20 protein-coding genes and 2 pseudogenes are annotated in these 23791 nt (G+C 34.7%); 11 read left to right on the top strand and 11 right to left on the bottom strand.

The genetic code is table 11. From position 1 onward, the window contains the following. A partial coding sequence (locus tag A9D35_RS19830) for a DUF3810 family protein (protein ID WP_141675580.1) occupies positions 1–132 on the bottom strand: 132 nt, incomplete at its 3' end. A 133-nt stretch (positions 133–265) separates the two neighbouring features. On the opposite strand from A9D35_RS19830, the pseudogene A9D35_RS18245 reads away from it, so the two are divergent. Further along, positions 266–1726, top strand: a pseudogene (locus A9D35_RS18245) (aminoacyl-histidine dipeptidase). 140 nt (positions 1727–1866) lie between these two features. Here A9D35_RS18245 and A9D35_RS18240 read toward each other — a convergent pair. The 4 genes and pseudogenes from A9D35_RS18240 to A9D35_RS18225 form a co-directional block, all read right to left on the bottom strand. Next, a pseudogene (locus A9D35_RS18240) lies at positions 1867–3406 on the bottom strand (IS1182 family transposase). 99 nt (positions 3407–3505) lie between these two features. Further along, positions 3506–3844, bottom strand: a complete 339-nt coding sequence (locus tag A9D35_RS18235; protein ID WP_066217542.1) for a DUF4870 domain-containing protein — start codon at positions 3842–3844, stop codon at positions 3506–3508. Between the two features lie 64 nt (positions 3845–3908). Beyond that, the gene (locus A9D35_RS18230; RefSeq protein WP_066217539.1) at positions 3909–4322 is read right to left on the bottom strand and encodes a YeeE/YedE family protein; all 414 of its coding nucleotides are present in this window, start codon (positions 4320–4322) and stop codon (positions 3909–3911) included. Between the two features lie 4 nt (positions 4323–4326). Further along, positions 4327–4881: a YeeE/YedE family protein gene (locus tag A9D35_RS18225; protein WP_066225646.1), complete on the bottom strand. Its 555-nt coding sequence runs from the start codon at positions 4879–4881 to the stop codon at positions 4327–4329. A gap of 196 nt (positions 4882–5077) precedes the next feature. Here A9D35_RS18225 and A9D35_RS18220 point away from each other — a divergent pair, with 196 nt between their 5' ends. Next, on the top strand, positions 5078–6421 hold the full coding sequence (locus tag A9D35_RS18220) for a serine hydrolase domain-containing protein (RefSeq protein WP_066217537.1): 1344 nt from the start codon (positions 5078–5080) through the stop codon (positions 6419–6421). Positions 6422–6475: 54 nt separating this feature from the next. On the opposite strand, the gene ribH is transcribed toward A9D35_RS18220, so the two are convergent. Next, positions 6476–6961 carry a 6,7-dimethyl-8-ribityllumazine synthase gene (gene ribH, locus A9D35_RS18215; protein ID WP_066225644.1) on the bottom strand — a complete coding sequence of 162 codons (486 nt, stop codon included), beginning with the start codon at positions 6959–6961 and terminating at the stop codon, positions 6476–6478. A 1-nt stretch (position 6962) separates the two neighbouring features. After that, positions 6963–7751 (bottom strand): tetratricopeptide repeat protein, encoded by a 789-nt coding sequence (locus A9D35_RS18210; protein ID WP_066217535.1) that lies wholly within the window; start codon positions 7749–7751, stop codon positions 6963–6965. Positions 7752–7882: 131 nt separating this feature from the next. On the opposite strand from A9D35_RS18210, the gene recF reads away from it, so the two are divergent. The 3 genes from recF to A9D35_RS18195 are packed head-to-tail and all read left to right on the top strand — an operon-like array spanning position 7883 to position 9692. Beyond that, complete coding sequence (recF, locus tag A9D35_RS18205) at positions 7883–8968, top strand: DNA replication/repair protein RecF (RefSeq protein ID WP_066225642.1); 1086 nt, start codon at positions 7883–7885, stop codon at positions 8966–8968. Positions 8969–8979: 11 nt separating this feature from the next. Next, on the top strand, positions 8980–9393 hold the full coding sequence (locus tag A9D35_RS18200; RefSeq protein ID WP_066225640.1) for a hypothetical protein: 414 nt from the start codon (positions 8980–8982) through the stop codon (positions 9391–9393). 2 nt (positions 9394–9395) lie between these two features. After that, a complete protein-coding gene (locus tag A9D35_RS18195) occupies positions 9396–9692 on the top strand; it encodes a DciA family protein (RefSeq protein WP_066225638.1) in 297 nt (98 codons plus the stop codon). Between the two features lie 66 nt (positions 9693–9758). Here the strand turns inward: A9D35_RS18195 and A9D35_RS18190 are convergent, their stop codons facing one another. Continuing rightward, entirely contained in the window at positions 9759–12029 is a 2271-nt protein-coding gene (locus A9D35_RS18190; protein ID WP_083191747.1) for a patatin-like phospholipase family protein, read from the bottom strand. Positions 12030–12301: 272 nt separating this feature from the next. Continuing rightward, positions 12302–12955, bottom strand: a complete 654-nt coding sequence (locus tag A9D35_RS18185) for a rhomboid family intramembrane serine protease (protein ID WP_066225636.1) — start codon at positions 12953–12955, stop codon at positions 12302–12304. A gap of 62 nt (positions 12956–13017) precedes the next feature. Here A9D35_RS18185 and A9D35_RS18180 point away from each other — a divergent pair, with 62 nt between their 5' ends. Continuing rightward, on the top strand, positions 13018–13908 hold the full coding sequence (locus A9D35_RS18180; protein WP_066225632.1) for a lysophospholipid acyltransferase family protein: 891 nt from the start codon (positions 13018–13020) through the stop codon (positions 13906–13908). A gap of 179 nt (positions 13909–14087) precedes the next feature. On the opposite strand, the gene glmM is transcribed toward A9D35_RS18180, so the two are convergent. Further along, positions 14088–15476: a phosphoglucosamine mutase gene (gene glmM / locus A9D35_RS18175; RefSeq protein ID WP_066225630.1), complete on the bottom strand. Its 1389-nt coding sequence runs from the start codon at positions 15474–15476 to the stop codon at positions 14088–14090. Between the two features lie 73 nt (positions 15477–15549). Between glmM and A9D35_RS18170 the strand changes: the two genes are divergently transcribed. Genes A9D35_RS18170 through A9D35_RS18160 form a run of 3 tightly spaced genes read left to right on the top strand, consistent with a single transcriptional unit; the run spans position 15550 to position 18595 of the window. After that, complete coding sequence (locus tag A9D35_RS18170; RefSeq protein ID WP_066225628.1) at positions 15550–16152, top strand: acyl carrier protein phosphodiesterase; 603 nt, start codon at positions 15550–15552, stop codon at positions 16150–16152. Continuing rightward, positions 16149–17846 carry a gamma-glutamyltransferase gene (gene ggt / locus A9D35_RS18165; RefSeq protein WP_066225626.1) on the top strand — a complete coding sequence of 566 codons (1698 nt, stop codon included), beginning with the start codon at positions 16149–16151 and terminating at the stop codon, positions 17844–17846. The genes A9D35_RS18170 and ggt overlap by 4 nt, the downstream gene beginning before the upstream one ends. Positions 17847–17878: 32 nt before the next feature. Continuing rightward, on the top strand, positions 17879–18595 hold the full coding sequence (locus A9D35_RS18160) for a hypothetical protein (RefSeq protein ID WP_066225624.1): 717 nt from the start codon (positions 17879–17881) through the stop codon (positions 18593–18595). A gap of 228 nt (positions 18596–18823) precedes the next feature. Here A9D35_RS18160 and A9D35_RS18155 read toward each other — a convergent pair whose 3' ends face one another. Next, positions 18824–19351: a DUF8685 domain-containing protein gene (locus A9D35_RS18155; RefSeq protein WP_066225622.1), complete on the bottom strand. Its 528-nt coding sequence runs from the start codon at positions 19349–19351 to the stop codon at positions 18824–18826. 112 nt (positions 19352–19463) lie between these two features. On the opposite strand from A9D35_RS18155, the gene A9D35_RS18150 reads away from it, so the two are divergent. Then, positions 19464–20669 carry an OmpA family protein gene (locus A9D35_RS18150; RefSeq protein WP_066225619.1) on the top strand — a complete coding sequence of 402 codons (1206 nt, stop codon included), beginning with the start codon at positions 19464–19466 and terminating at the stop codon, positions 20667–20669. Between the two features lie 286 nt (positions 20670–20955). After that, complete coding sequence (uvrA, locus tag A9D35_RS18145) at positions 20956–23787, top strand: excinuclease ABC subunit UvrA (RefSeq protein WP_066225617.1); 2832 nt, start codon at positions 20956–20958, stop codon at positions 23785–23787. Positions 23788–23791 lie beyond the last annotated feature (4 nt).

The raw sequence follows: 23791 nt of genomic DNA, 5'->3' as shown, positions 1-23791 counted from the left end.
GGCATATACAAAATCACCAAACGAAAACGGAATCCAACCCAGGCCGTAACGTAACGTTTTAGAAATTATAGGGTAAATACCATTACTATAATAATGCTCTATAATTTCGGGGTAATTCGATAAAAATTTCACAAGGAAATAAAACCGGTAATAGCGAAAACGCTAGATATGTTTTTGGGTTTTTAAGCATGCTTCAAAAATAAGTAAATGTTTGTAATACCTTGCCGCTAATATGTACCTTTGTGTAACATTATAAAACGAAAGTATGAATTCAGAAATAAGAGTACTAGAACCAAAAGCAATTTGGAATAAATTTGCAGATTTAAATGCAGTTCCAAGAGCTTCAAAAAAAGAAGAGCAAGTTATTGCCTTTATGAAAGATTTGGAACGTCTTTAGGATTGGAAACTATAGAAGATGAAGTTGGAAATGTAATAATTAGGAAACCTGCTACTGCGGGTATGGAAGACCGAGAAACCATTGTTATGCAATCGCATTTAGATATGGTGCATCAAAAGAATAACGATACCGAATTCGATTTTGCAACTCAAGGTATCGATATGTTTGTTGATGGCGATTGGGTTCGTGCTAAAGGAACAACTTTAGGAGCAGATAACGGATTAGGCGTGGCTACCATTATGGCTATCCTTGAAAGTAAAGACATTGTTCACCCTGAAATTGAAGCTTTATTTACTATAGATGAGGAAACTGGAATGACAGGGGCTCAAGGTTTAAAAGGCGGCGTGTTAAAGGAAATATTCTTTTAAATTTAGATACCGAGGAAGATGATGAAATTGGCGTAGGTTGTGCAGGAGGAATTGATGTTACTGCCACACGAACCTATAATCTAGAAGATACGCCGGAATTTTAAAATTGGTTATAAAATTACGTAAAAGGCTTGCAAGGCGGACATTCGGGAATGCAAATTCATGAAGGGTTAGGAAACTCGAATAAGATTTTAAACCGTTTATTATTTGATGGCTTTGAAAATTTTGGTTTACGTATTTCTGAAATTGATGGCGGTAGTTTACGTAATGCAATTCCTAGAGAAAGTAAAGCTATGTTGCTATAGATGAAATCCATAAAGCGGCTTTCGAATTAGAAATAAAGCAACTAGGGGATGCTATAAGAGAAGAATTAAAAACTATGGAGCCCGATTTAACGATTCTTGTTGAAGCCACAGAACTTCCGGAAACCATAATGGATTTAGGTGTTCAGGAAGGATTTACAAGAGCCTTATATGCGGCACATAATGGCGTATTTCGTATGAGTGCCGATATTCCAGGTTTGGTGGAAACCTCTAACAATATTGCCCGTGTTATTGTAAAAGACGGAACGATAAAAGTTGGATGCTTAACACGCTCTTCGGTAGAGAGTTCTAAATTAGATCTGGCTAATACATTACGTGCTTGTTTTGAATTAACAGGATGCGAAGTTGAATGCTCTGGCGATTATCCTGGATGGGCGCCAAATATGGAATCTTCAATATTAAAAGTGTTAGATAGTACTTACGAGCGATTACATGGCGAAAAAGCACATGTAGCGGCATGTCATGCGGGATTAGAATGTGGTATTATAGGTTCGAATTACCCAGATATGGAAATGATTAGTTTTGGACCAACTATTAAAGGGGCACATTCTCCAGACGAACGTGCTAGTATTACTTCGGTTCAGAAATATTGGAACTTTGTTCTTGAAATTTTAAAGGAGATTCCTAAAAAGAAATAATCTTAGTATAAGGATGAACTAAAAAAGAGGTCGTCTAAAACCAATTAGGCGACCTTTTATTTTTTGAACATTTTGGGTTTAATCAGGATTTTCTTTTTTACTTAGTAATTCGAGTCTAGTTAAAAATAGGCACTGTGATTTTATATGGCTAAACTCACTTTTTTAAGGTTATGTGCCATTGCAATAAGTCCTATTTCGGTAATTACTTTATCAAGTCCTTAACATAAACCTTTTGAAGTTCATATTGTGTTTAATATTACCAAAAACAGCTTCAACATCCCAGCAACGCTGTTTTCTATGAGCAACTCCTTCTGGGCTTAATAATTTTTGTTTGGCTTTTGCTTTGAGTCTAACCAATTTGTGATTCCTCTCTATAATGCGGTTGTATTTTGATTGATGACAGAGACTCCGGAGCTGGCATCCGAAGCAATTCTTAGCCTGATATCTATCGATTTTTTGTTCATATCCTGTAGCTGTTTGTCTTATGTAGCTACCAATATTTTCCATAGGTTGTCCCATAGGACAGTAATACGTATCTGTATTATGGTTATAAAAAAGTTTATCTGCTGCAAATGGATTTTTAGTCTTACCTCGTTTCTCATCTAACTGTTCTTTATGGAAGTAATTGTACTTAACAAAAGCTTCGATATTCTGATCTTCCAGATAGGTGTAATTTTCATCACTACCATAACCTGCATCTGCTGTTAAGGCTTGTGGAGCTTTGCCATATCCCTTAATAAATCTTCTGTATGCTCTATAAGTGTGGTGGTATCTGCCGTAGTTTGTGCAAGGGTGTAATTGGTAATAAACTGATTGTTGGTAGATGCTTGCAAATTATATCCTGGTTTGAGCTGTCCATTTAGCATATGGTCTTCTTTCATTTTCATAAAAGTAGCATCAGGATCTGTCTTGCTCATTGAGTTGCGACTCCCCATGTGCTGCTGGTAGGTATTATATTTTGCTATATTCCCAGGCCAGTTCTTTTGGCATAGTTAAGCTTTTGCTTCACTTTTTTATCAATCTCTTTTCCTTGGAGTGCTTGATTAATTTTATCTATGGTTTGGGAGACTTGCTCAGGATTTATCGCTTTAAAATTATCTGGCTCGTTAGGCTTTTGTTCTTCTTCTGCATATACCGTCTCTACATAACGCCATAGTTCTTTGAGTTGTTTTTCAATACGTGAGCGTGAGGTTTTAATGCTTTTGCCCCATACAAAAGTATAGCGATTAGCATTGGCTTCTATTTTGGTGCCATCAACATAAATATCTTTTAAACTCAAGTAACCTTCCTTAGCAAGGAGAATAACAACTTGATTAAATATCTTTTTAAAATTCCCTTTGAGTTTTCCTGAACGAAAATTACTGATGGTATTATGATCGGGTTGGATACAACCACTAAGCCACATAAATGAACGTTTTCTCCCAAGGCTTGTTCTATTTTGCGAGAAGAATATAAATTACGAAGATAGGCGTAGATTAAAATTTTGAGTAAATCTCTTGGGTGATAGCTAGAAGTACCACCTCCTTTATAGGTGTTTTCTATAGAACGAATGTCTATCTGATTTAAAATACTATTTACAATACGCACAGGGTGATGTTCTGGAACAAAATCATCATAACTCGGAGGAAGAAGACTCAATTGTGTCTGACTATTGGTCTTCCATACAATGTTGCTTTTCATACTTTTAAAATACGAAAAACTGAACTTTTGATAAAATCTAAACCAAAAAAAAGAGGCTGCCTTTTTAGACAACCTCTTTCCATTTTATCTACTAAATTTTTAACTAATAAAATTGAAAGATAAAGGATATCGTGGTGTTTCACCATTACTTACTTTTATAGCATTAATAACAGGAAAAATTACGCTTACAAGTCCTAAAACAAGAAAGCCTAAAAGTCCTAAACCAAACACTAAAATTAATGGCACACATATAATACAGTAAACAATTAAGCTTATTTGAAAGTTTATAATCTTCTTCCCTTCTTCATCCATACCAAAAACGCGTTCTTTTTGTGTAACCCATAAAATTAACGGAATTAATAAACTTCCAAATCCAGTAATTAAGGTAACTAACTGACTTAAATGTGTAATGACTAAAAGCTGTTTATCTTGTCTCATGATTGTTTTGATTTTGATTGATACTTATAAGACGATAAACTTATAAAATTGTTACACAACTTTTTTAATGTGGTAATTTATCTCTTAAAAGTCCGTATACAAAAGTCCCTAAAACCGCCGATATCAAGACAATTAACACCGGTAAAAAACCTGCTCCTATTAGCACAAATATTGGTCCCGGGCAAGCTCCTGCCAATGCCCAACCTAATCCGAAAATGATGCCACCAAACAAGTATCTGTAAACCGATTTATCTTTATCTTCAATAGTTATGGCTTGTCCATCAAAAGTCTTTATATGGAAACGTTTTATAAGTTGTATAAAAATAATTCCAAACACTAAAGCCGTTCCTATAATCCCGTACATATGAAACGATTCAAATCGAAACATCTCGTAAATACGAAACCAAGATGCCGCTTCAGATTTGTACATCACCACACCAAAAATCAATCCTAATAATATATATATAATTTTTTTCATCTTCTTAAAATATTAAAGGGAATAACACGTGAACCATAAACAAACCACCAATAAAGAAACCTATTACCGCAATTAAAGATGGTAATTGCAAATTACTTAAGCCTGAAATCGCATGACCAGAAGTACAACCTCCTGCATAACGAGCTCCAAACCCAATTAAAAAACCACCTACAATTAAAATGGCCCATGTTTTTACATTAGACAAGGCTGCTATAGAAAATAATTCGTTTGGTAAATAGGCATTTTCAGAAGATATATTTAAATCCTGAAGCGCTAATTGAGTAGATTCATTAATATGTGGCATGGCTCCATGAGACAAATAATGCGCGGCTAGATACCCTCCTAAAATGGTACCCACCACAATAAATAAATTCCAACTGTCTTTTTTCCAATCGTAATTAAAAAACGAACTGACTTTACCGCCGCCACACATACTACAAAAAGCACGTAAGTTAGAAGACATGCCAAAACGTTTTCCTAAAAGCAGCAATAAAAACATAAAAAGTGCAATTAGAAAGCCAGAAACAAACCATGACCAAGGTTGATAAATAATTTCCATAAATAATATTTAATTAATTAAAACTTAGCAAAACCCTCTAGCTCTGTAAGTCGAGACAAATATATGCCGAAGTTAATCGTTCAACTGTAACTTAAGTTACTTCTATTTAAATTAAAAAATTCGGGAATATTTTTTTAATGATGAAGACAAAACCCAATAAATCTTTTAAATTGCTTTCCTATTCAAATTAGAATTCATGAGAAAATTCCTAAAATTATTCGGTCTTTTATTAGTTGTACTTTTAACCGTTGCTATATATTTAAATTATCCGAAGTTAAATTTTATAACAGGATTTGCGTCTAAAAGTGTATGCTCTTGTACCTTTTTAGCCGATAGAAGTTTAGCATCTATCGAGGCTCAAGACAACGATTTTTCTCCTATCGATTTAGCTACAAACAAAATAGATTTTGAAAACAAATCGGTAACTTCTACGGTCTTCGGACTTAAAGCGAGGACCGCCGTTTTCAAACCTGGATTGGGCTGTATTTTAATTCCTGAAGGGGCAGATCCGGCTGCTTTAACTGTAAAACCAAACCGGGATATAACACCAAAACCACTAGCTTTTCCGTATGGCGATTTACCACAAAAGGACACTATTTTTTCAAATATAAATTATGACGTTTTAAACCAAGCTGTCACAGATGCTTTCGATTCTGGTAACGACAGAATAAAAGGGTCTCGTGCTGTTTTAGTGGTTTATAAAGATCATATTATTGCCGAAAAATATTCGAAAGACTTCAATAAGGACACCAAAATTTTAGGTTGGTCTATGACCAAAAGTATAACAAGTGCAATTGTTGGAGTGTTAGAAAAACAAGGACGTGTAAACCGAAATCAATCGCATTTATTTGAATCTTGGGAAGGTGATAAACGTGCAGATATTACATTAAACAATTTGTTGCAAATGAATAGCGGTTTGGCTTGGGAAGAAGATTATAATAACATTTCCGATGTCACAAAAATGTTATTTCTAAGAGCAGATATGCCAAAGATTCCTCGAGAAAAGAATCTAGAAGGCATACCAAATAATAGCTGGAACTACTCGTCTGGAACCACGAACCTAATTTCAGGATTTATTCGAGATCAATTTAAAACCGATCAAGATTATTTAGATTTTTGGTATACCGAATTAATAGATAAAATAGGAATGCATTCTATGACCATAGAAACCGATTTGAAAGGTCATTTTGTAGGGTCGTCTTACGGTTGGGCTACAGCCAGAGATTGGAGTAAATTTGGACTACTCTATTTACACAACGGTAATTGGAACGGCGAGCAAATTTTAACTAAAGACTGGGTAGATTACACAAAAACACCAACAAACACATCGGACGGGATTTACGGTGCTCAATTTTGGTTAAATGCTGGTGGACGCTATCCAGATGTTCCCAAAGATTTATTTTCTTGCAATGGGTATCAAGGGCAGCAAGTAAGCATAATCCCATCTAAAGATGTGGTTATAGTGCGCTTTGGGCTGATAGAAGACCCTATATTTAGTTTCAACGATTTTCTTTCTGGAATACTCGCTGCTATAAACTAAAAAACTCCCAACCAAGGTTGAGAGTTTTAAGTATATAAAGTAATTTAAATCTGTTTAAGCATTACTACGTAAATCGGCCATTTTAATAGCTGCTATGGCAGCTTCCGTACCTTTATTTCCGTGGATTCCGCCTGAACGATCTATAGACTGTTGCATATTATTATCGGTTAAAACACAGAAAATAACCGGAACATCGTGTATTACGTTTAAGTCTTTTATTCCTTGTGTTACACCTTCGCAAACAAAATCGAAATGCTTAGTTTCACCTTGAATAACACAGCCAATTGCAATTACTGCATCAACCAACTGTTCTTGCATTTTTTTACTCCCGTAAATCAATTCAAAACTCCCAGGAACATTCCAACGTTTAATATTACTAGGCTCTACACCTTGTTCTAATAGGGTGTTGTATGCGCCTTCAAAAAGCCCTTCAGTAACGGTATCATTCCATTCAGAAACAACAATCCCAAACCGAAAGTTGCTCGCGTTTGGGATTGTAGTTTTATCGTAATCAGATAAATTTTTATTTGCTGTTGCCATATTACTTGCTTGCTAAAACTTGAGCTTTACCAATAAATACATCTACAGTAGCAGCTTCAGTTGATGACGGATATTCGTTTTTAATGGTTTCAAAATATCCAAGAGCATCTTTAGCCTTTCCTAATTCTAAAGAAATTAATCCTGCTTTGTTCAAGTACATTGGCGTGGTAAATTCGTTTTCACGAATATCGGCAGCCTGTCTGTAATAATCTAAAGCATCATCTAATTGGTTTAACTGTACAAATGCATCTCCAATAGCGCCTTTTGCTAAAGGTGCTAAAGCTTGATCTTCGCTTTTAAAATCGCTTAAATGATCGATGGCTTTTTTATAATCTTTTAAATTTAAATACGCCATTCCAGCATAATACTGAGCTAAGTTAGCTGCAGGCGTTCCACCGTGCTCATTAATAATATCTAACATCCCGTATTTACCTTCACCACCATTTAATGCTAAAGTATATAAAGAATCTTTTTCTGTACCGTTAACGGCCTCGTTAAAATATATTTTAGCTTGAGACATATCGTTCATCGCTTCGCTCTCTTTTGGTTGTGCCACAAACTCGTTGTACCCCAAATATCCAAGAACTAAAGCTGCTACTACACCTATAATTACAAAAATATATTTTTGATTACTAGCTACCCAGTCTTCTGTTTTAGAAGCCGTTTCGTCTAACGTATTAAAAACTTCTGCTGTAGTTGAGTTTTCTTCAACATTATCAAAATTCTCAATATCGTTATCTATTTCTGCTTTTGTGGTAGGTTTGTAACCTCTCTTTTTATAAGTTGCCATATATTCTATTAATTAATCCGCGCAAAAATAAAATTTTTCTGCTGAAATAAAAGGTTATTTATTTGTTATTTTTCAATAATTTGCGAGACTTACAGATAGTGTCCTACAAATAAAACTATATTATTTTTTTTATGATCCTAAAATCCTTATATCTAATAAATTACAAAAATTTTGAAACTGAATCTTTTGAGTTCGATGACAAAATTAATTGTTTTGTTGGTCAAAATGGAGTAGGAAAAACCAACATATTAGACGCTATTTATCATTTATCCTTCGGAAAAAGTTATTTTAACCCTGTTGCATCTCAAAATATTAGACATAATGAAGATTTTTTCGTTGTTCATGGTGATTTTGAAAAGCATGAGCATCCCGAAAAAATTATTGTTAGTTTAAAAAGTGGGCAAAAAAAAGTAATTAAACGTAACGGAAAATCTTACGAAAAATTTAGCGATCATATTGGATTTATTCCTTTGGTAATTATTTCGCCAGCAGATCGCGATCTTATAATTGAAGGTAGTGAAACACGTCGGAAATTTATGGATAGTGTTATTTCACAAAGTGATAAAACCTATTTAAACGATTTAATAAATTATAACAAAACGGTTACTCAGCGTAATGCACTCTTAAAATATTTTGCCTTAAACCACACCTTTAACAAAGATACACTGGAGGTTTACAACGAACAATTAAACGTTTTAGGAACGTCTATTTTCGAAAAAAGAAAAGCCTTCTTAGAAACCTTTATTCCTATTTTTAAAGCACGCCATAAAATAATTAGTAACAACCAAGAACCGGTAGATTTAAATTATAAAAGCGATTTATTTGATGGTGAATTAAAACAGCTTTTAGAACAAAATTTAGCAAAAGATCGAGCTGTGCAATACACCTCTACAGGGATACATAAAGACGATTTGCTATTTGAAATTGATGGCCATCCCATTAAAAAATTTGGAAGTCAGGGACAACAAAAGTCCTTTTTAATCGCTTTAAAATTAGCTCAATTCGATTTTATAAAGGAATTAAGCGGCGTAAATCCCATTTTATTATTAGATGATATATTTGACAAATTGGACGAACAACGCGTAGGGCAAATTATAAAACTAGTAGACGACTCCAATTTCGGTCAGTTATTTATTAGTGACACGCATGCCGACCGTACCGAAAATGCTATTAAACAAGTACATCAAACCTATCAAATTTTTAATATAGGAGCCTAAAATCTAGTCTTATGAAACATATTTTTGTAATTTTAAGTCTTATCCTTTTAAGCAGTTGTTCGCATACACAACAAATAGACACCTCGAATATAAACGGGTATTGGGAAATTGAGGAAGTAATTCTTCCCGATGGCACATCTCATGTTTATAAAATAAATGAAACGGTAGATTACTTTTCGATTAACGACAGTTTGTTGGGTTACAGACAAAAAATGAAAACCGATGCCGATAACAATTATACCCCGGTTACTAAAAAGGAAAACATTAAATTAATTACAGAAAACGACAGTTTAAAAATACAGTACAAAACTCCTTTTGCGGAATGGAAAGAAACTATATTAGAATTAAATTCTAACCGTTTAAAAGTCGTTAACAAACATCAAAACGTATATATTTACAAACGATATATCCCTTTAAACTTATAATCATGGCCAAACGTAGCAACGACCATTTAAGCATTTCTGATGTGTTAAAAGAATTTGTAGAAACCAATAAATTAGAACGTGGTTTAGACAAAGTGAATGTGCGCGATGCCTGGGCCGCCCTCATGGGAAATGGTGTTAACAACTACACTACTGCTATAAGTTTAGAACGCGAAACGCTTTATGTACAACTAAGTTCTAGTGTTTTACGAGAAGAATTAAGTTATGGGAAAGAAAAAATAATAAAAATGCTTAATGAAGAATTAGGCAAGGAAGTTATAAAAAAATTGATTTTAAGATAAGTAAGTACAACTTACTTTAAACTCAAGTTAATAGTGCTTAAATAGGTAAAAACCCAAACTTTTAAACTATCTTCCTATTGGGATTCCTACACCAAAAAACACACGAAATTTATTAGTTCCATTTACCCAAGTAAAATCTAAATCTATTGGACCTATTAAAGAATTGTACGATAATTTTGTTCCAAAAGAAACTAGGCTACTAGTATCTACATTATCTTGCCACTCTCCCGATGGCGTAAAGGCATCCTTAATATAATCGTTAAATCCTCCAAAACCTACCGAAGCTAGATCTGCATGGGGTGTAATATAAATTTTACTTAAAACTTCATATTGCAGCGCTAATCTTCCGCTGATAAATTGACTGACAGGCAATTCATCCTCTAATAATCCATAAAACACAAAGTCATCTTTTCTAGGCCGTCTTAAATTACCTCCTAGATAATAATTGGCACCATAACCATATTCTTCATAAGAAAGATCGTCTCCTTGTAAATTATCTAAAAAGGTAAATCCTACATTGGACCCTAAAATTAAAGTGAATTTAGTCTTAAACGATTTTACATATTCGTAGTTAAGTCGCAATTTCGTAAACCCATTTACATGCCCTCTTGCGTTCTCATTAATATCATGGTCTATATAATTTACACTAACATTATTGGTTAATGCACGCCCTAATCTAACCTCTAAATCCATTCCCTTTGTAGGGTAAAACACTTCATTTAAAGTGTTATAAACGTACTGTCCATAAAACTCAAAGGTTGTAAACCTATAGTTTACCAAGTTAAGCACATTGCTAACAATCTCTGGATCGGCATCGGGTTTAAGGATAGTATGCTGATAATCTAAACCAAAACCAGCGTAACTTTTTAGGGTATGTATATTTCTATTAATTTCGTTATCAAATTGAAAATATCTATAATCCATTTCGTCGGCAGATTCTCCCCTAACAATAACGTCTTGATCTAGTTTTTGACCAAACATTTCTGACCTAAACCACCAGTCTTTTTTTTCTCCAAATATCTTTTGGTATTGTATCTTGAATTTAGGCTGCTCGGCAATGTCTGCATTCACTAAAAACCTTGATGAGGATCCTACAATATTTCTTCCGGTGTAATTTAATAATAAACCAACCCCTCTATAATTATCGAAATGAGCGGCTAATTTAACTTGGTTATTCGCCTTCTCTACACCAACTATTTCCATACCTAATTTATCTCCGTTTATAATCGGATTTGTAGAAATAGCATTAAATAAATTTGTTCCTAAAATTCTGTTTATATGATTCTTGGCCTCCTCTATGGTATATTTTTTCTTCGGTTCTAATCCCGAACGTGTTGTTACTAATCGTAAATTATTCTTACTAAAACCTTTATAAACAATAGTGTCTAACTCTACATATTTAGGAACCTCTGGCATTTTAGGCTTAAGTTGCTTAAACGGTTTTAACTTTTCGGCTAATTCAATAAACTTATCATTGTTAGCTTCAACCGCTTTTTTACCCTCTTCATAAATTATATTACTCTTGTCAAAATCGCCTGGTGTATAGGTTAAGTTCGGAACATGATCTAATAAAATATTACACTCTTTTTTATGTTCTTCTGCCACGACATTACTAGATAACATCCCAGTTTGAAACAATAAAGTTTCAAAATTCCCTAATTTTTCTTTGGGCTGGAGTCCGCCCCCCACTTCACTACCAATTATAAAATCGGCTCCCATCTCTTTTGCTACATCTACAGGAAAATTATTTAAAACCCCTCCATCTACAAGCAATGTGTTTTTATAGTCTACAGGTTTAAAAACCCCAGGAATAGACATACTGGCACGCATGGCCGTCACCAACGATCCGTGATCTAGAACCACTTGTTTTCCATTAACAATATCGGTAGCCATTGCTCTAAACGGAATTGGAAAATCGTCAAAATTATTAAGGTTATAAACCGGAAATGTGAGTACTGTAAAAAACTCTCTTAAGTTTTGATCGTTTAATATGGCCAACACAGGTTTTGGCTTTTTATCGACCACCTCGAAACCTATATTATATCGTCCGAATTCACTTTTCTCTTCGTTACTTACACTGTTTATAGAAACTTTTCCACTAAATAAAGACTTCCAATCTGTTGTACGAGAAATTTCGGCTATTTGATCGCCTGTATATCCTATAGAATACAAGGCTCCAACTATACTCCCCATACTGGTTCCAACAATTAAATCGGGAACAATCCCTAAGGAGTCTAATTTTTGAAGAGTTGGTATATGTGCTATCCCTAAAGCGCCTCCTCCACTTAATACTAAAGCAACTTTTGGTTTTTCTTCTTCTTGTGCATAAGTACACATGGGAAGTATAGCAAGACATAATAATAAAAATGAACGAAATAGGTTACACATTTGAAAAATAGAAATTGATTGAATACTTAAATCTCAATGATTTGGCAGCCACAAATATATGCAATTTATAATATTGACTATTATTGAATACTGTAAACACATTATAAAACTTATGCCTGGATTTATCCGAAAATTATTACTCTTACCTACACCTTTTTATATCTGAAACATTTAATCTCTAAAACAGAAAAGATCTTCATTTTAAAGCAGAACAAAAAAATTTAATTTAATCGTCCTGTTTTATGCATAACAAAAAGAACGATAATCGGGATAGACAGTAAACCAATCATTAACAAGTCGGTTTGAAACAGGGATGGTCTTAAAATAAGCGTGGTAACAAATCCGCCTATGGCACCACCAAAATGGGCATCGTGACCAATATTTCCTAAACGATTTTTCATTCCATAAATTGAATATAAAAGATACCCTATACCAAACACATAGGCAGGGATAGGAATGGGAATAAAAACCATAAACAAACTCATGGTAGGTTCTAATAATATAGCGGCATATAAAATTCCTGTAACAGCACCACTTGCGCCCACCGCCGAATATTGATATTCGTTTTTATGAAGATATAAAGACAACAAACCTCCTAATATAAGGCTAACTATATAAACAACAATAAAATTAAAATTGCCTAATCTTGATACTACAACATCTGCAAAAATAAAAAGTGTAAACATGTTAAAAAACAAATGAGACATGTCTACATGTAAAAACCCGGAACTGAATAATCTTATTTTTTCACCACGTTGTATCGCTCCAATATTAAATTTGTATTTTTCAAAAAAGCTATAATCATTAAATCCTTTTAAAGAGATAATCACATTGGCTGCAATTATAACTATAGTTACTAAACTTAAATTACCCATAAACAATCTTCTTATAAGTCAAATATAACATATATTTGTCATTGCAAAACTAAAACTAAATAATGCAATTCCTCGCCTATATTCTTGCTTATCCTATAATTTGGTTAATTTCTATACTTCCGTTTAGGCTGTTATACGCATTCTCAGACGGTTTGTATGGCTTGCTGTATTATGTTATTGGATATAGACGAAAAACAGTTAAAGCGAATTTAGATTTGGTTTTTCCTGAAAAGTCTGAAGCAGAAAAAAAACGGATTACCAAAGCCTTTTACCATCATTTATGCGATATGATTGTTGAGGCCATTAAATCGCTCACCATCTCTGATGCAGAAATGAAACGTCGGTTTACTTTTCAAGGTTTAGACTTGATTCAAAATCAATTAGACAAGGATAAAAGTATTGCTTTAATGTGTGCCCATTACGGTAGTTGGGAATGGGTTTTTGTATTACAAAGCTATTTCGATGTTAAAGGATATGCCGTTTACAAACGCTTGGCCAATCCGTATTTTGACAATATGGTTAAGAAAATTCGAGCTAAATACGACAGTTACCTTATTACAACTAAAGAAACTGTACCAACACTTATGCGCGCCAAAGTAAATGGGAATTTAACGGTTTGCGGATTTGTATCAGACCAATCTCCTAAAATACAAAACGCTCATTATTGGACAGAATTTATGAATATTAAAGTCCCTGTTTTTACAGGAGCCGAAATGTTATCGAAACGTTTAGACATGTCGGTTGTATTTTTTAAAACGAAGCGTTTAAAACGCGGATTCTACGAAACAACTTTCGAATTATTAGCAGAAAATGCTAAAGCCTACGATAATTATGCGATTACCGATTTGTTTTTAAGAAAAGTTGAAGCCCAAATTTATGAAGCTCCCGAGTATTACTTATGGACTCATAAACGGTGGAAACATCGGGATAAAGTGCCTGTTGAATTTCAGTAAAACACCATATAACATTGAATTTTCGTTAAGTTAAACCTTATTTAGGTTCTTATCGTAATTGGTTATCAATCGGAATGAGATGCTGAAACAAGTTCAGCATGACATCCATATTAAATAAAAAAGACCTCACAGGTTTCTAAAACTTGTGAGGTCTTTAATTTTTCTGTTATTCAATACACTTACAATCCTGCAACTTCAGAGATTTCTGAAATAAAACGATTTGCTAAAGCATCTGCTTCTGCTTGGCTTCCCGCTTCTGTATAAATACGGATAATAGGTTCTGTATTACTTTTACGTAAATGTACCCAATTGGTAGGGAAATCTATTTTTACACCATCTATCGTGGTAATTTTTTCTGAAGCGTATTTATCTGCCATAGTTTTTAAAATACCATCAACATCCAACTGTGGTGTTAAGGCAATTTTATTCTTACTCATATAATATTGAGGGTAAGAGGCTTTTAAAGCACTTACAGACATTTTCTTTTCGGCCAATAAACTTAAAAATAAGGCAACTCCAACAAAGGCATCGCGCCCGTAGTGCGATGCTGGATAAATAATTCCGCCATTTCCTTCTCCTCCAATAACCACATTATTTTGCTTCATTAAAGTCACAACATTCACTTCTCCTACTGCACTAGCTTCGTAAGTTCCGCCATGTTTTTCTGTAATATCACGTAAGGCACGAGTAGAACTCATGTTACTTACCGTGTTCCCAGGAGTTTTACTCAGCACATAGTCTGCACAAGCTACAAGAGTATACTCCTCTCCAAACATTTCTCCGTTCTCGTCCATAAAGGCTAAACGATCTACATCTGGATCTACTACGATTCCAAAATCTGCATGTTCTTTAACCACAGCTTCAGACAAATCGGTTAAATGTTCTTTTAATGGTTCCGGGTTATGAGGAAAATGCCCATTTGGTTCGCAATATAATTTTACAGCTTCTACACCTAAACGTTCTAAAAGTAACGGAATAGCTAATCCTCCTGTTGAATTTACACCATCTACAACCACTTTAAATTTAGCTTCTTTAATTGCATCAACATTCACCAAAGGCAAATCTAAAACTTCATCGATATGAATATCGATATAAGCATCGTTAATCGTAATTGTTCCTAAACTATCTACATCGGCAAACTGTACGCTATCTGCCTGTGCAAATTCTAATATTTTAGCACCTTCGGCAGCATTTAAAAATTCACCTTTAGCATTTAATAATTTTAAAGCATTCCATTCTTTCGGATTATGACTTGCTGTTAAAATAATACCACCATCGGCATGCTCTAACGGCACAGCAATCTCTACAGTTGGTGTTGTAGACAAGCCTAAATCGACTACATCTATGCCCATACCAACGAGTGTATTCATAACTAAACTCTGAATCATTTCACCCGAAATTCGAGCATCACGACCAACAATTACTTTATGGCTATTCTTGTTACGTTGTTCTTTAACCCATGTCCCGTAAGCAGCTGCAAATTTTACTGCATCAAGCGGTGTTAAATTATCTCCAACAGCACCACCAATAGTACCGCGTATTCCTGAAATTGATTTAATTAATGTCATAAATAATTATAATTTCAACAAATATAATATTTCAATATGGTAATCTTATATTTTGAATTTGTAAATTACCAAAATGAATTACCTAGCCCATATTTACCTGTCTGAAAATCGCCCAAAAGTAGCCATCGGAAATTTTATTGCCGACGGTAATTGCATTACAGGAAAATCGTATAAACGCTACCCTAAAGACATACAAATTGGCATATTATTACACCGCCAAATTGATACTTTTACCGATGCCCACCCTATTGTAAGACAAAGCACTAAGCGATTACACAAAAATTATGGGCATTATTCCGGAATTATAGTCGACATTTTTTACGATCATTTTTTAGCAAAAAATTGGAAAAATTATTCTGATATGCCGCTCGAAGATTTCGCCCAATGGTTTTACCAGTTACTAGAAAATAATTACAACGATTTACCCGAGCGCACACAACATCTTTTACCATATATGGTACAGTCTAATTGGCTTGTAAGTTATGCGACTTTAGAAGGAATAAAAAAAGTCCTTATTGGAATGAATAAACGCACAAAAAATGTGTCTAAAATGGATTTGGCTATTAACGAACTGAACATGTTTTACCATGAATTTGAAACCGAATTCACCACCTATTTTGATGCTTTATGTGTGTTTTCACATCAAAAACTAAAAGATATATCTGCAACTATATGAAATCCATTACCTATATTTTAATTCTATTTTTAACCTTCACCGCTTGTAAACAAACATCTCCGCATACTACCAAAGTTGTTACAGGTGTCATGGCCCAAAATGCCATGGTTGTTTCGGCCCGAAAAGAAGCATCTCTAATAGGAACCTCTATATTAAAACAAGGCGGAAATGTATTCGATGCCATGATGGCTACCGAGCTAGCCTTAGCTGTTGCATATCCTTTTGCTGGGAATTTAGGTGGTGGCGGCTTTATGGTCTATCGTCTTAACACTGGCGACATTGGCGCTTTAGACTATCGAGAAAAAGCACCTATGGCGGCTACCAAGGATATGTATTTAGACGAAAACGGAAATTTTACATCAGATAAAAGTACCTTGGGTGCATTAGCCATTGGCGTTCCTGGAACGGTGGCAGGTGTTTTTACAGCACATCAAAAATTTGGTACTTTACCTATTGCCACTATTTTAGAACCTGTTATTGCATTGGCTAAAAAAGGCGTTGTAGTCACCGAAAAACAAGCCCGAAGACTTCACGAGAAACGTCCTTTATTTCAACAGGTCAATACCGATACTATTATTTTTGATGCCGATTGGAAAGCAAACGACACTATTAGATACCCTGCTTTAGCGCATACTTTAGAAACCCTATCTAAGGAAGGGAAAGACGGCTTTTACAAAGGTGAAATCGCAAAAACTTTAGCACAATTTATTCAAGATAATGGCGGTATAATCACAGAACTAGATTTGGAAAAATACGAAGCGGTATGGAGAACTCCTGTGGTTTTTAATTACGACGATTTAAAAATTATTTCTATGTCTCCGCCATCTAGTGGAGGGATTTGTTTGGGGCAGATTATGAAAATGATAGAACCTTACGATTTAACAGCCTTTGGGCATAACAGCACGAAGTCTATTCAAATTATTACAGAGGCCGAGCGTCGAGCTTATGCCGATAGAAGTTACTATTTAGGCGACCCCGATTTTGTCGACATTCCATCAGAAGAATTATTGAGTGATTCCTATTTAAAAAACCGAATGGCGAATGTCTCTTTTGAAAAAGCTACCCCATCTTCCTCATTAAGCCACGGAAATGTAGAATTGGTAGAAAGTAACGAAACCACACATTACTCTATAGTCGATCAATTTGGAAATGCCATTGCCGTAACAACGACCTTAAATGGTGCCTACGGATCGAAATTATATTGCTCTGAATTGGGGTTCTTTTTAAACAACGAAATGGACGACTTTAGTAGCAAACCCGGCGAACCTAATATGTTTGGTTTAATTGGTGCCGAAGCAAATAGCATTGCCCCACAAAAACGCATGTTAAGTTCAATGACGCCAACCATCGTTGAAAAAAATGGCGAATTTTACATGTCTGTAGGCACACCTGGAGGCTCCACCATAATTACCTGTGTGTTACAAACCATTTTAAATGTTCACGATTATAAAATGGGGATGCAAGAAGCTGTAAATGCCCCTAGGTTTCATCACCAGTGGTTACCCGATGAAATACTTATGGAACCTTATAAATTTGATAGAAAAACCATTTCAGAATTAGAACAAAAAGGCTATTTAATAAATGAAAAAGATGCTCCTGTTATTGGACGTGTAGATGGGATATTAAAACTTAAAAATGGAACTTACGAAGCGGGAGCAGATTTTCGTGGTGACGATACTGCTATTGGATTTTAAATTTTTATTTTTGCAATCCTAAACCTACTTTTATGTCCCCAAAGAAAATTCTAAAAATTAGTGCAGGAGTAATTATATTCTTCACCCTACCTAGCCTACTGTTTTTCGGATATGTTTATTTCAAATATAACGAAGACTTACCTCAAGGCACCCCTAGTAAAGCTGCAGACGAAGTTGCTCAAAGAATGCTAGATGCTATTGATTATGAAGCCTATAAAAACACGAATTATATAGAATGGACTTTCAATAAAAGGCATCATTTTAAATGGAAAAAAAATGAAAATTATTGTGAAGTCTACTGGAAAAATATCCGAGTAGATTTACAATTAAACGCACCAAAGTCGAGCGTTGTAACCGTAGGAGATAACACTGTAACAGGTGAAGCAGCCACAGAATACATAGACAAAGCGGTAAACTATTTTAACAACGATTCCTTTTGGCTTGTAGCGCCCTACAAAGTATTCGATTCCGGAACGACACGCAGTTTAATTCCTATAGAAAATAATGCTTATGGATTATTGGTTACTTATACCTCAGGCGGATCTACACCAGGCGACTCTTATATGTGGTTGCTTCAAGACGATGCAAAACCTAAAGCATTTAAAATGTGGACGTCCATTTTACCAATAGACGGACTTGAAGCCTCTTGGAGTGATTGGAAAACGACCGAGACTAAAGCACAACTCCCTACGTTTCATAAACTATTTTTTATGGGACTAGAAATTACAGATCTTAAAACCGATTATTAATAATAGGGTTTTGTTAGCCCTTTATGTTTTGAATAGAAACACAAAAAAGAGGCTGTCTAAAACCTTGCATTTTTGTCAACCTGAAATCCTCATAGCTTAGACATGAGATGATTTTTATTTACTCATACCTAGATACCTAGAAGATGAGATTCTAAAAAAATATCAGAACGACGGATTTAATACCTTTTACACAGCCTATTATTAATTGTGTTTTTGCAAAACATCGTGTTATTTACTTTTCTGTCCTACAAACTGCTGCTCTTTTAACTTAAATAGCACATTAAAAGTGGTTAAACTTCCATAAATTCTTGTAATATATTGTTGTAGATCTATTTTTTCTTGCGATTCTAAATTACTAGCATTCACTTTTTGTTCCATGACTCTTAATCGGTCTCTAACCATAATTATTTTATTAAAAAAAGCTTCTATAGGTACTTCCTTTTCCTTTAAATTAGAATCTGCAGGTTGCATCACTAAAGTACCTCCTTTCCATTTATCGGCTATGGGAACAATTTCACTCACATCGCTATAGGTTTTTAAAATATGCTTTAAGGTGCGCTCTACTTCATAAAAACTAACAGTATCTAAATCTTCAGTTTCTGCCGCTTCAATAATATGAAATTCAGCATCTAACGGAATAGTTTCCAATCCGTTTTCAATAAAAGTCACCCAATAATCCTTAGAAGTGACATTGGTAATTACCCCCTTCCCAAATTCAGAATGGTCTATTCTTGACCCGATAGCAAGTATTTTCATAATTTTATTTTACTAGATAAGCAGTAAAAGTATTCATAAATAATAACAATCAAAATGAGTTTCAATTGAATTAATTCATTAAATTTGAGAATAATCAACTAACTTTAATAACATGGAAACCAATCTATTAAAATCACTAAACAACTACATTACACCTGATTTAGTCTCACAAGCAGCAAATATTCTAGGAGAATCGGAATCTGGAATTTCGAAGGCATTTTCTAGTGCTATCCCAACTCTACTTTCTGGTCTTTTAAATAATGCTAACAATGCTAATGTAATGGATAGCATCATGGGACTTGTTAACCACAAGGACTTAGACGCCTCTAATGTGCTGTCTAATTTACCATCTTTACTTACAAATTCTGGGAATAAATTTACTATAGATTCTGGCGCGAGCTTGTTAAATTTATTATTCGGAAATAAACAATCTGGACTTTTCGATTTATTAGGAATGCATTCTGGCGTAAAAAAATCATCCATTTCCAGACTAATGATGATGGCTGCACCCATGATTTTAGGTTATTTAAGAAAATCGGGGTTTAGTGCGAGTAGTTTAATAAAATCCTTACTTGCAGAAAAAGACGATATTTTAAAAGCGGCACCAACAGGTTTAAATGCTTTATTAGGTGAAGGCACTAAATTAAGAGAAGAAGTAAAAGAAAAAATTAGAGAGGTAAATACAGAGCCTACGAAGCCTAAAAACAAATGGATATTACCATTACTAATTGCAATCGCAGCTTTACTACTATTTTATTTATTAAGAAATTGCGAAAGCGAACCTAGCACCCCTATGGTGCAAGACGAAACTCCAGTAGTTATTGATGAAGAGGTTATTATTGAAGAGCCTGTAGTAGAAAGTACAGATGCCATTTTTACACTTCCAAATGGGGTCGATTTAAATGCCTCTAAAACGGGATTAGAAAGTAAATTAAGTGCGTGGTTAGCCAACCCAGACCATGACATAGAAACAGGCGTTTGGTACGATTTCGACCGATTATTATTTGCAACGGGGTCTGCCGAATTATTGCCGGAGTCTCAAGCTCAGCTTAGAAATTTAGTCGAAATTTTAAAAGCATATCCAAATGTGAGTGTTAAAATTGGTGGTTATACCGATAATACAGGAGACAGCAATGCAAACTTAAAATTATCTGGAGATCGTGCTATGAATGTGATGAAAGAAATGATTGCTATGGGAATTGACGCAAATCGTTTATCTGCTGAAGGATACGGAGAACAACATCCTGTGGCCTCTAACGATACCGAAGAAGGTCGTGCACAAAACCGAAGAATTGCTTTAAAAGTTACAAGTAAATAAAAAAATATAGAATAAAATTTAAGAGGCTTTCTTAAAAGTTGAATTTTCGCCTACCTGAACTCCATTCAGGATCTCATACAATTGGTTATCAACGGGATGAGATTCTGAAAAAAAATTCAGAATGATGAACTTTAAAACTTTTTAGAAAGCCTTTTTATTTACTAATATTCACATCTTTTAATGTCTTCGTCTACTCCTTATTTTTAGTCTTTTTTAACAATTTACTAAGACTACTCTCACTTCCTTTTTCGCCTTAAAAACTGTATCTTTGAGGCTTTGCATTTCTATGAGCAATTTCGAAGAATACATTGAAGTTAAAGGTGCCCGTGTGCACAACTTAAAAAATATAGACGTTTCCATACCTCGAGACAAATTAGTAGTGATTACTGGTTTATCTGGAAGTGGAAAATCATCGTTAGCTTTCGACACCATTTATGCCGAAGGTCAGCGCCGTTATATAGAAACCTTTTCGGCTTATGCCCGACAGTTTCTAGGCGGTTTAGAGCGTCCGGATGTAGATAAAATTGATGGTTTATCTCCTGTAATTGCAATAGAACAAAAAACAACAAGCAAATCGCCGAGGTCTACAGTAGGAACTATCACAGAAATATACGATTTCTTACGTTTATTATACGCCAGAGCCAGTGATGCCTTTAGCTATAATACCGGAGAAAAAATGGTAAGCTATAGCGACGAGCAAATTAAGAATTTAATTATTGAAGACTATCACGGAAAGCGTATTAACATATTAGCTCCCGTAATTCGATCGCGAAAAGGACATTACCGCGAATTATTCGAACAAATAGCCAAACAAGGTTTTGTAAAAGTTAGAACCGATGGCGAAATTCGTGACTTGATAAAAGGCATGAAATTAGATCGCTACAAAGTGCACGATATAGAAATTGTTATCGATCGTTTAAAAATTGATAACACGGCCGACAACGATAAACGCTTAACCGAAACCATAAACACGGCCATGTATCATGGCGATGATGTCCTTATGGTTATCGATCAAGACACTCAAGAAGCACGCTATTTTAGCCGTTTATTAATGTGTCCGTCTTCGGGAGTTTCTTACCCTAATCCAGAACCTAATAATTTTTCTTTCAATTCGCCCAAAGGTGCTTGCCCTAAATGTAATGGTATAGGAAAATTGTATCAGGTTAACGAAACCAAAATAATTCCAGACCCGAGTTTATCTATTAAAGCAGGGGCTTTAGTTCCGCACGGACCTGAAAAAAATAGCTGGATTTTTAAACAATTACAGCTTATCGCGCAACGCTTCGATTTTAATTTAACCGATGCCTATAAAGACATACCCGAGGAAGCTAAAAAGATGATTTTATACGGCGGCAAAGAAAAGTTTTCTGTTGAAAGTAAAACCTTAGGCATTACCCGCGATTTTAAAATTGATTTTGAAGGTGTGGCAAATTTTATTGAAAGTCAGTACCAAAATGCACAATCTACATCATTAAAACGTTGGGCTAAAGATTATATGGATAAAGTAGATTGCGACCTTTGCGAAGGGACGCGTCTTCGAAAAGAATCGTTATACTTTAAGGTAAACAACCTAAATATTGCCGAATTAGCGAATAAAGATATTAGTGATTTATCGGTTTGGTTTAAAGATTTAAATGCCCATTTATCGTCTAAACAACTTCAAATTGGAGAAGAAATCATAAAAGAAATCACAACAAGACTTCAATTTTTATTAGATGTTGGCCTAGACTATTTATCATTAAACCGAGGTTCAAAATCACTTTCGGGAGGAGAAGCACAGCGTATCCGTTTGGCCACACAAATTGGCTCGCAATTGGTGGGTGTACTTTATATTTTAGACGAACCTAGCATTGGCTTACACCAACGCGATAACGAAAAACTCATCAATTCTTTAATTTCTTTACGCGATGTAGGAAACTCCGTTATTGTGGTAGAACACGATAAAGATATGATAGAACGTGCCGACTATGTTATCGATATTGGCCCCAAAGCAGGACGTTATGGTGGCGAGATTATTAGTGAAGGCACACCAGCACAATTACTAAAACAACATACCTTAACTGCCGATTATTTAAACGGAACTAAAGAAATTGAAGTTCCTAAAATACGACGTGAAGGAAATGGCCATACGCTTACCTTAAAAGGCTGTACAGGAAATAACTTAAAAAATGTAAGTGTTTCGTTTCCGTTAGGAAAAATGATAGGCGTTACGGGTGTTTCAGGAAGTGGAAAATCGACCTTAATTAACGAAACCCTATACCCTATTTTAAATGCGTATTACTTTAATGGTGTAAAAAAACCAATGCCTTACAAAAGCATTAAAGGTTTAGAACATCTAGATAAAGTTATCGATATTAACCAATCGCCTATTGGGAGAACACCTCGAAGTAATCCTGCAACTTATACCGGTGTTTTTGGAGAAATTAGAAGCTTATTTGCTAAAATTCCGGAGGCTATGATTCGTGGATATAAACCTGGACGTTTTAGTTTTAATGTAAAAGGCGGGCGATGCGAAACTTGCCAAGGTGGTGGTTTGCGCGTTATAGAAATGAACTTTTTACCCGATGTTTACGTAGAATGTGAAACCTGCCAAGGAAAACGTTTTAACAGAGAAACCTTAGAAATTAGATACAAAGGAAAATCGATTAGCGATGTGCTAAATATGACAATTAACGAAGCTGTACCCTTTTTCGAAAACATTCCTAAAATTCATAAAAAAGTAAAAACCATCCAAGATGTTGGACTGGGATATATCACCCTTGGGCAACAAAGTACTACACTTTCTGGAGGGGAAGCACAACGTATAAAATTAGCAACAGAATTAAGCAAGCGGGATACCGGAAATACATTTTACATTTTAGATGAGCCCACTACTGGACTACATTTTGAAGACATTCGGGTGCTTATGCTAGTCCTTAACAAACTCGCAAATAAAGGAAATACAGTATTAATTATAGAACATAATTTAGATGTTATAAAAACCGTTGATCATATTATAGATATTGGTTACGAAGGCGGAAAAGGCGGCGGAAAAGTTATCGCCGAAGGCACACCAGAAGAGGTGGCAAAACACAAAAAGAGTTACACTGCAAAATTCCTTAGAAAAGAATTACATTAGCAAT

This window comes from Formosa haliotis, assembly GCF_001685485.1.
GTDB classification, from domain to species: Bacteria; Bacteroidota; Bacteroidia; order Flavobacteriales; family Flavobacteriaceae; genus Formosa; species Formosa haliotis.
The sequence above is the reverse complement of the archived record's forward strand: the minus strand, read 5'-3'. Positions and strand labels throughout refer to the sequence as shown.

Bases quoted from the DNA above. Each gene is read 5' to 3' on its own strand.
- A9D35_RS18235 (WP_066217542.1), bottom strand. From the start codon at position 3,844: ATGAGACAAGATAAACAGCTTTTAGTCATTACACATTTAAGTCAGTTA.
- A9D35_RS18230 (WP_066217539.1), bottom strand. From the start codon at position 4,322: ATGAAAAAAATTATATATATATTATTAGGATTGATTTTTGGTGTGGTG.
- A9D35_RS18225 (WP_066225646.1), bottom strand. From the start codon at position 4,881: ATGGAAATTATTTATCAACCTTGGTCATGGTTTGTTTCTGGCTTTCTA.
- A9D35_RS18220 (WP_066217537.1), top strand. From the start codon at position 5,078: ATGAGAAAATTCCTAAAATTATTCGGTCTTTTATTAGTTGTACTTTTA.
- ribH (WP_066225644.1), bottom strand. From the start codon at position 6,961: ATGGCAACAGCAAATAAAAATTTATCTGATTACGATAAAACTACAATC.
- A9D35_RS18210 (WP_066217535.1), bottom strand. From the start codon at position 7,751: ATGGCAACTTATAAAAAGAGAGGTTACAAACCTACCACAAAAGCAGAA.
- recF (WP_066225642.1), top strand. From the start codon at position 7,883: ATGATCCTAAAATCCTTATATCTAATAAATTACAAAAATTTTGAAACT.
- A9D35_RS18200 (WP_066225640.1), top strand. From the start codon at position 8,980: ATGAAACATATTTTTGTAATTTTAAGTCTTATCCTTTTAAGCAGTTGT.
- A9D35_RS18195 (WP_066225638.1), top strand. From the start codon at position 9,396: ATGGCCAAACGTAGCAACGACCATTTAAGCATTTCTGATGTGTTAAAA.
- A9D35_RS18190 (WP_083191747.1), bottom strand. From the start codon at position 12,029: ATGTGTACTTATGCACAAGAAGAAGAAAAACCAAAAGTTGCTTTAGTA.
- A9D35_RS18185 (WP_066225636.1), bottom strand. From the start codon at position 12,955: ATGGGTAATTTAAGTTTAGTAACTATAGTTATAATTGCAGCCAATGTG.
- A9D35_RS18180 (WP_066225632.1), top strand. From the start codon at position 13,018: ATGCAATTCCTCGCCTATATTCTTGCTTATCCTATAATTTGGTTAATT.
- glmM (WP_066225630.1), bottom strand. From the start codon at position 15,476: ATGACATTAATTAAATCAATTTCAGGAATACGCGGTACTATTGGTGGT.
- A9D35_RS18170 (WP_066225628.1), top strand. From the start codon at position 15,550: ATGAATTACCTAGCCCATATTTACCTGTCTGAAAATCGCCCAAAAGTA.
- ggt (WP_066225626.1), top strand. From the start codon at position 16,149: ATGAAATCCATTACCTATATTTTAATTCTATTTTTAACCTTCACCGCT.
- A9D35_RS18160 (WP_066225624.1), top strand. From the start codon at position 17,879: ATGTCCCCAAAGAAAATTCTAAAAATTAGTGCAGGAGTAATTATATTC.
- A9D35_RS18155 (WP_066225622.1), bottom strand. From the start codon at position 19,351: ATGAAAATACTTGCTATCGGGTCAAGAATAGACCATTCTGAATTTGGG.
- A9D35_RS18150 (WP_066225619.1), top strand. From the start codon at position 19,464: ATGGAAACCAATCTATTAAAATCACTAAACAACTACATTACACCTGAT.
- uvrA (WP_066225617.1), top strand. From the start codon at position 20,956: ATGAGCAATTTCGAAGAATACATTGAAGTTAAAGGTGCCCGTGTGCAC.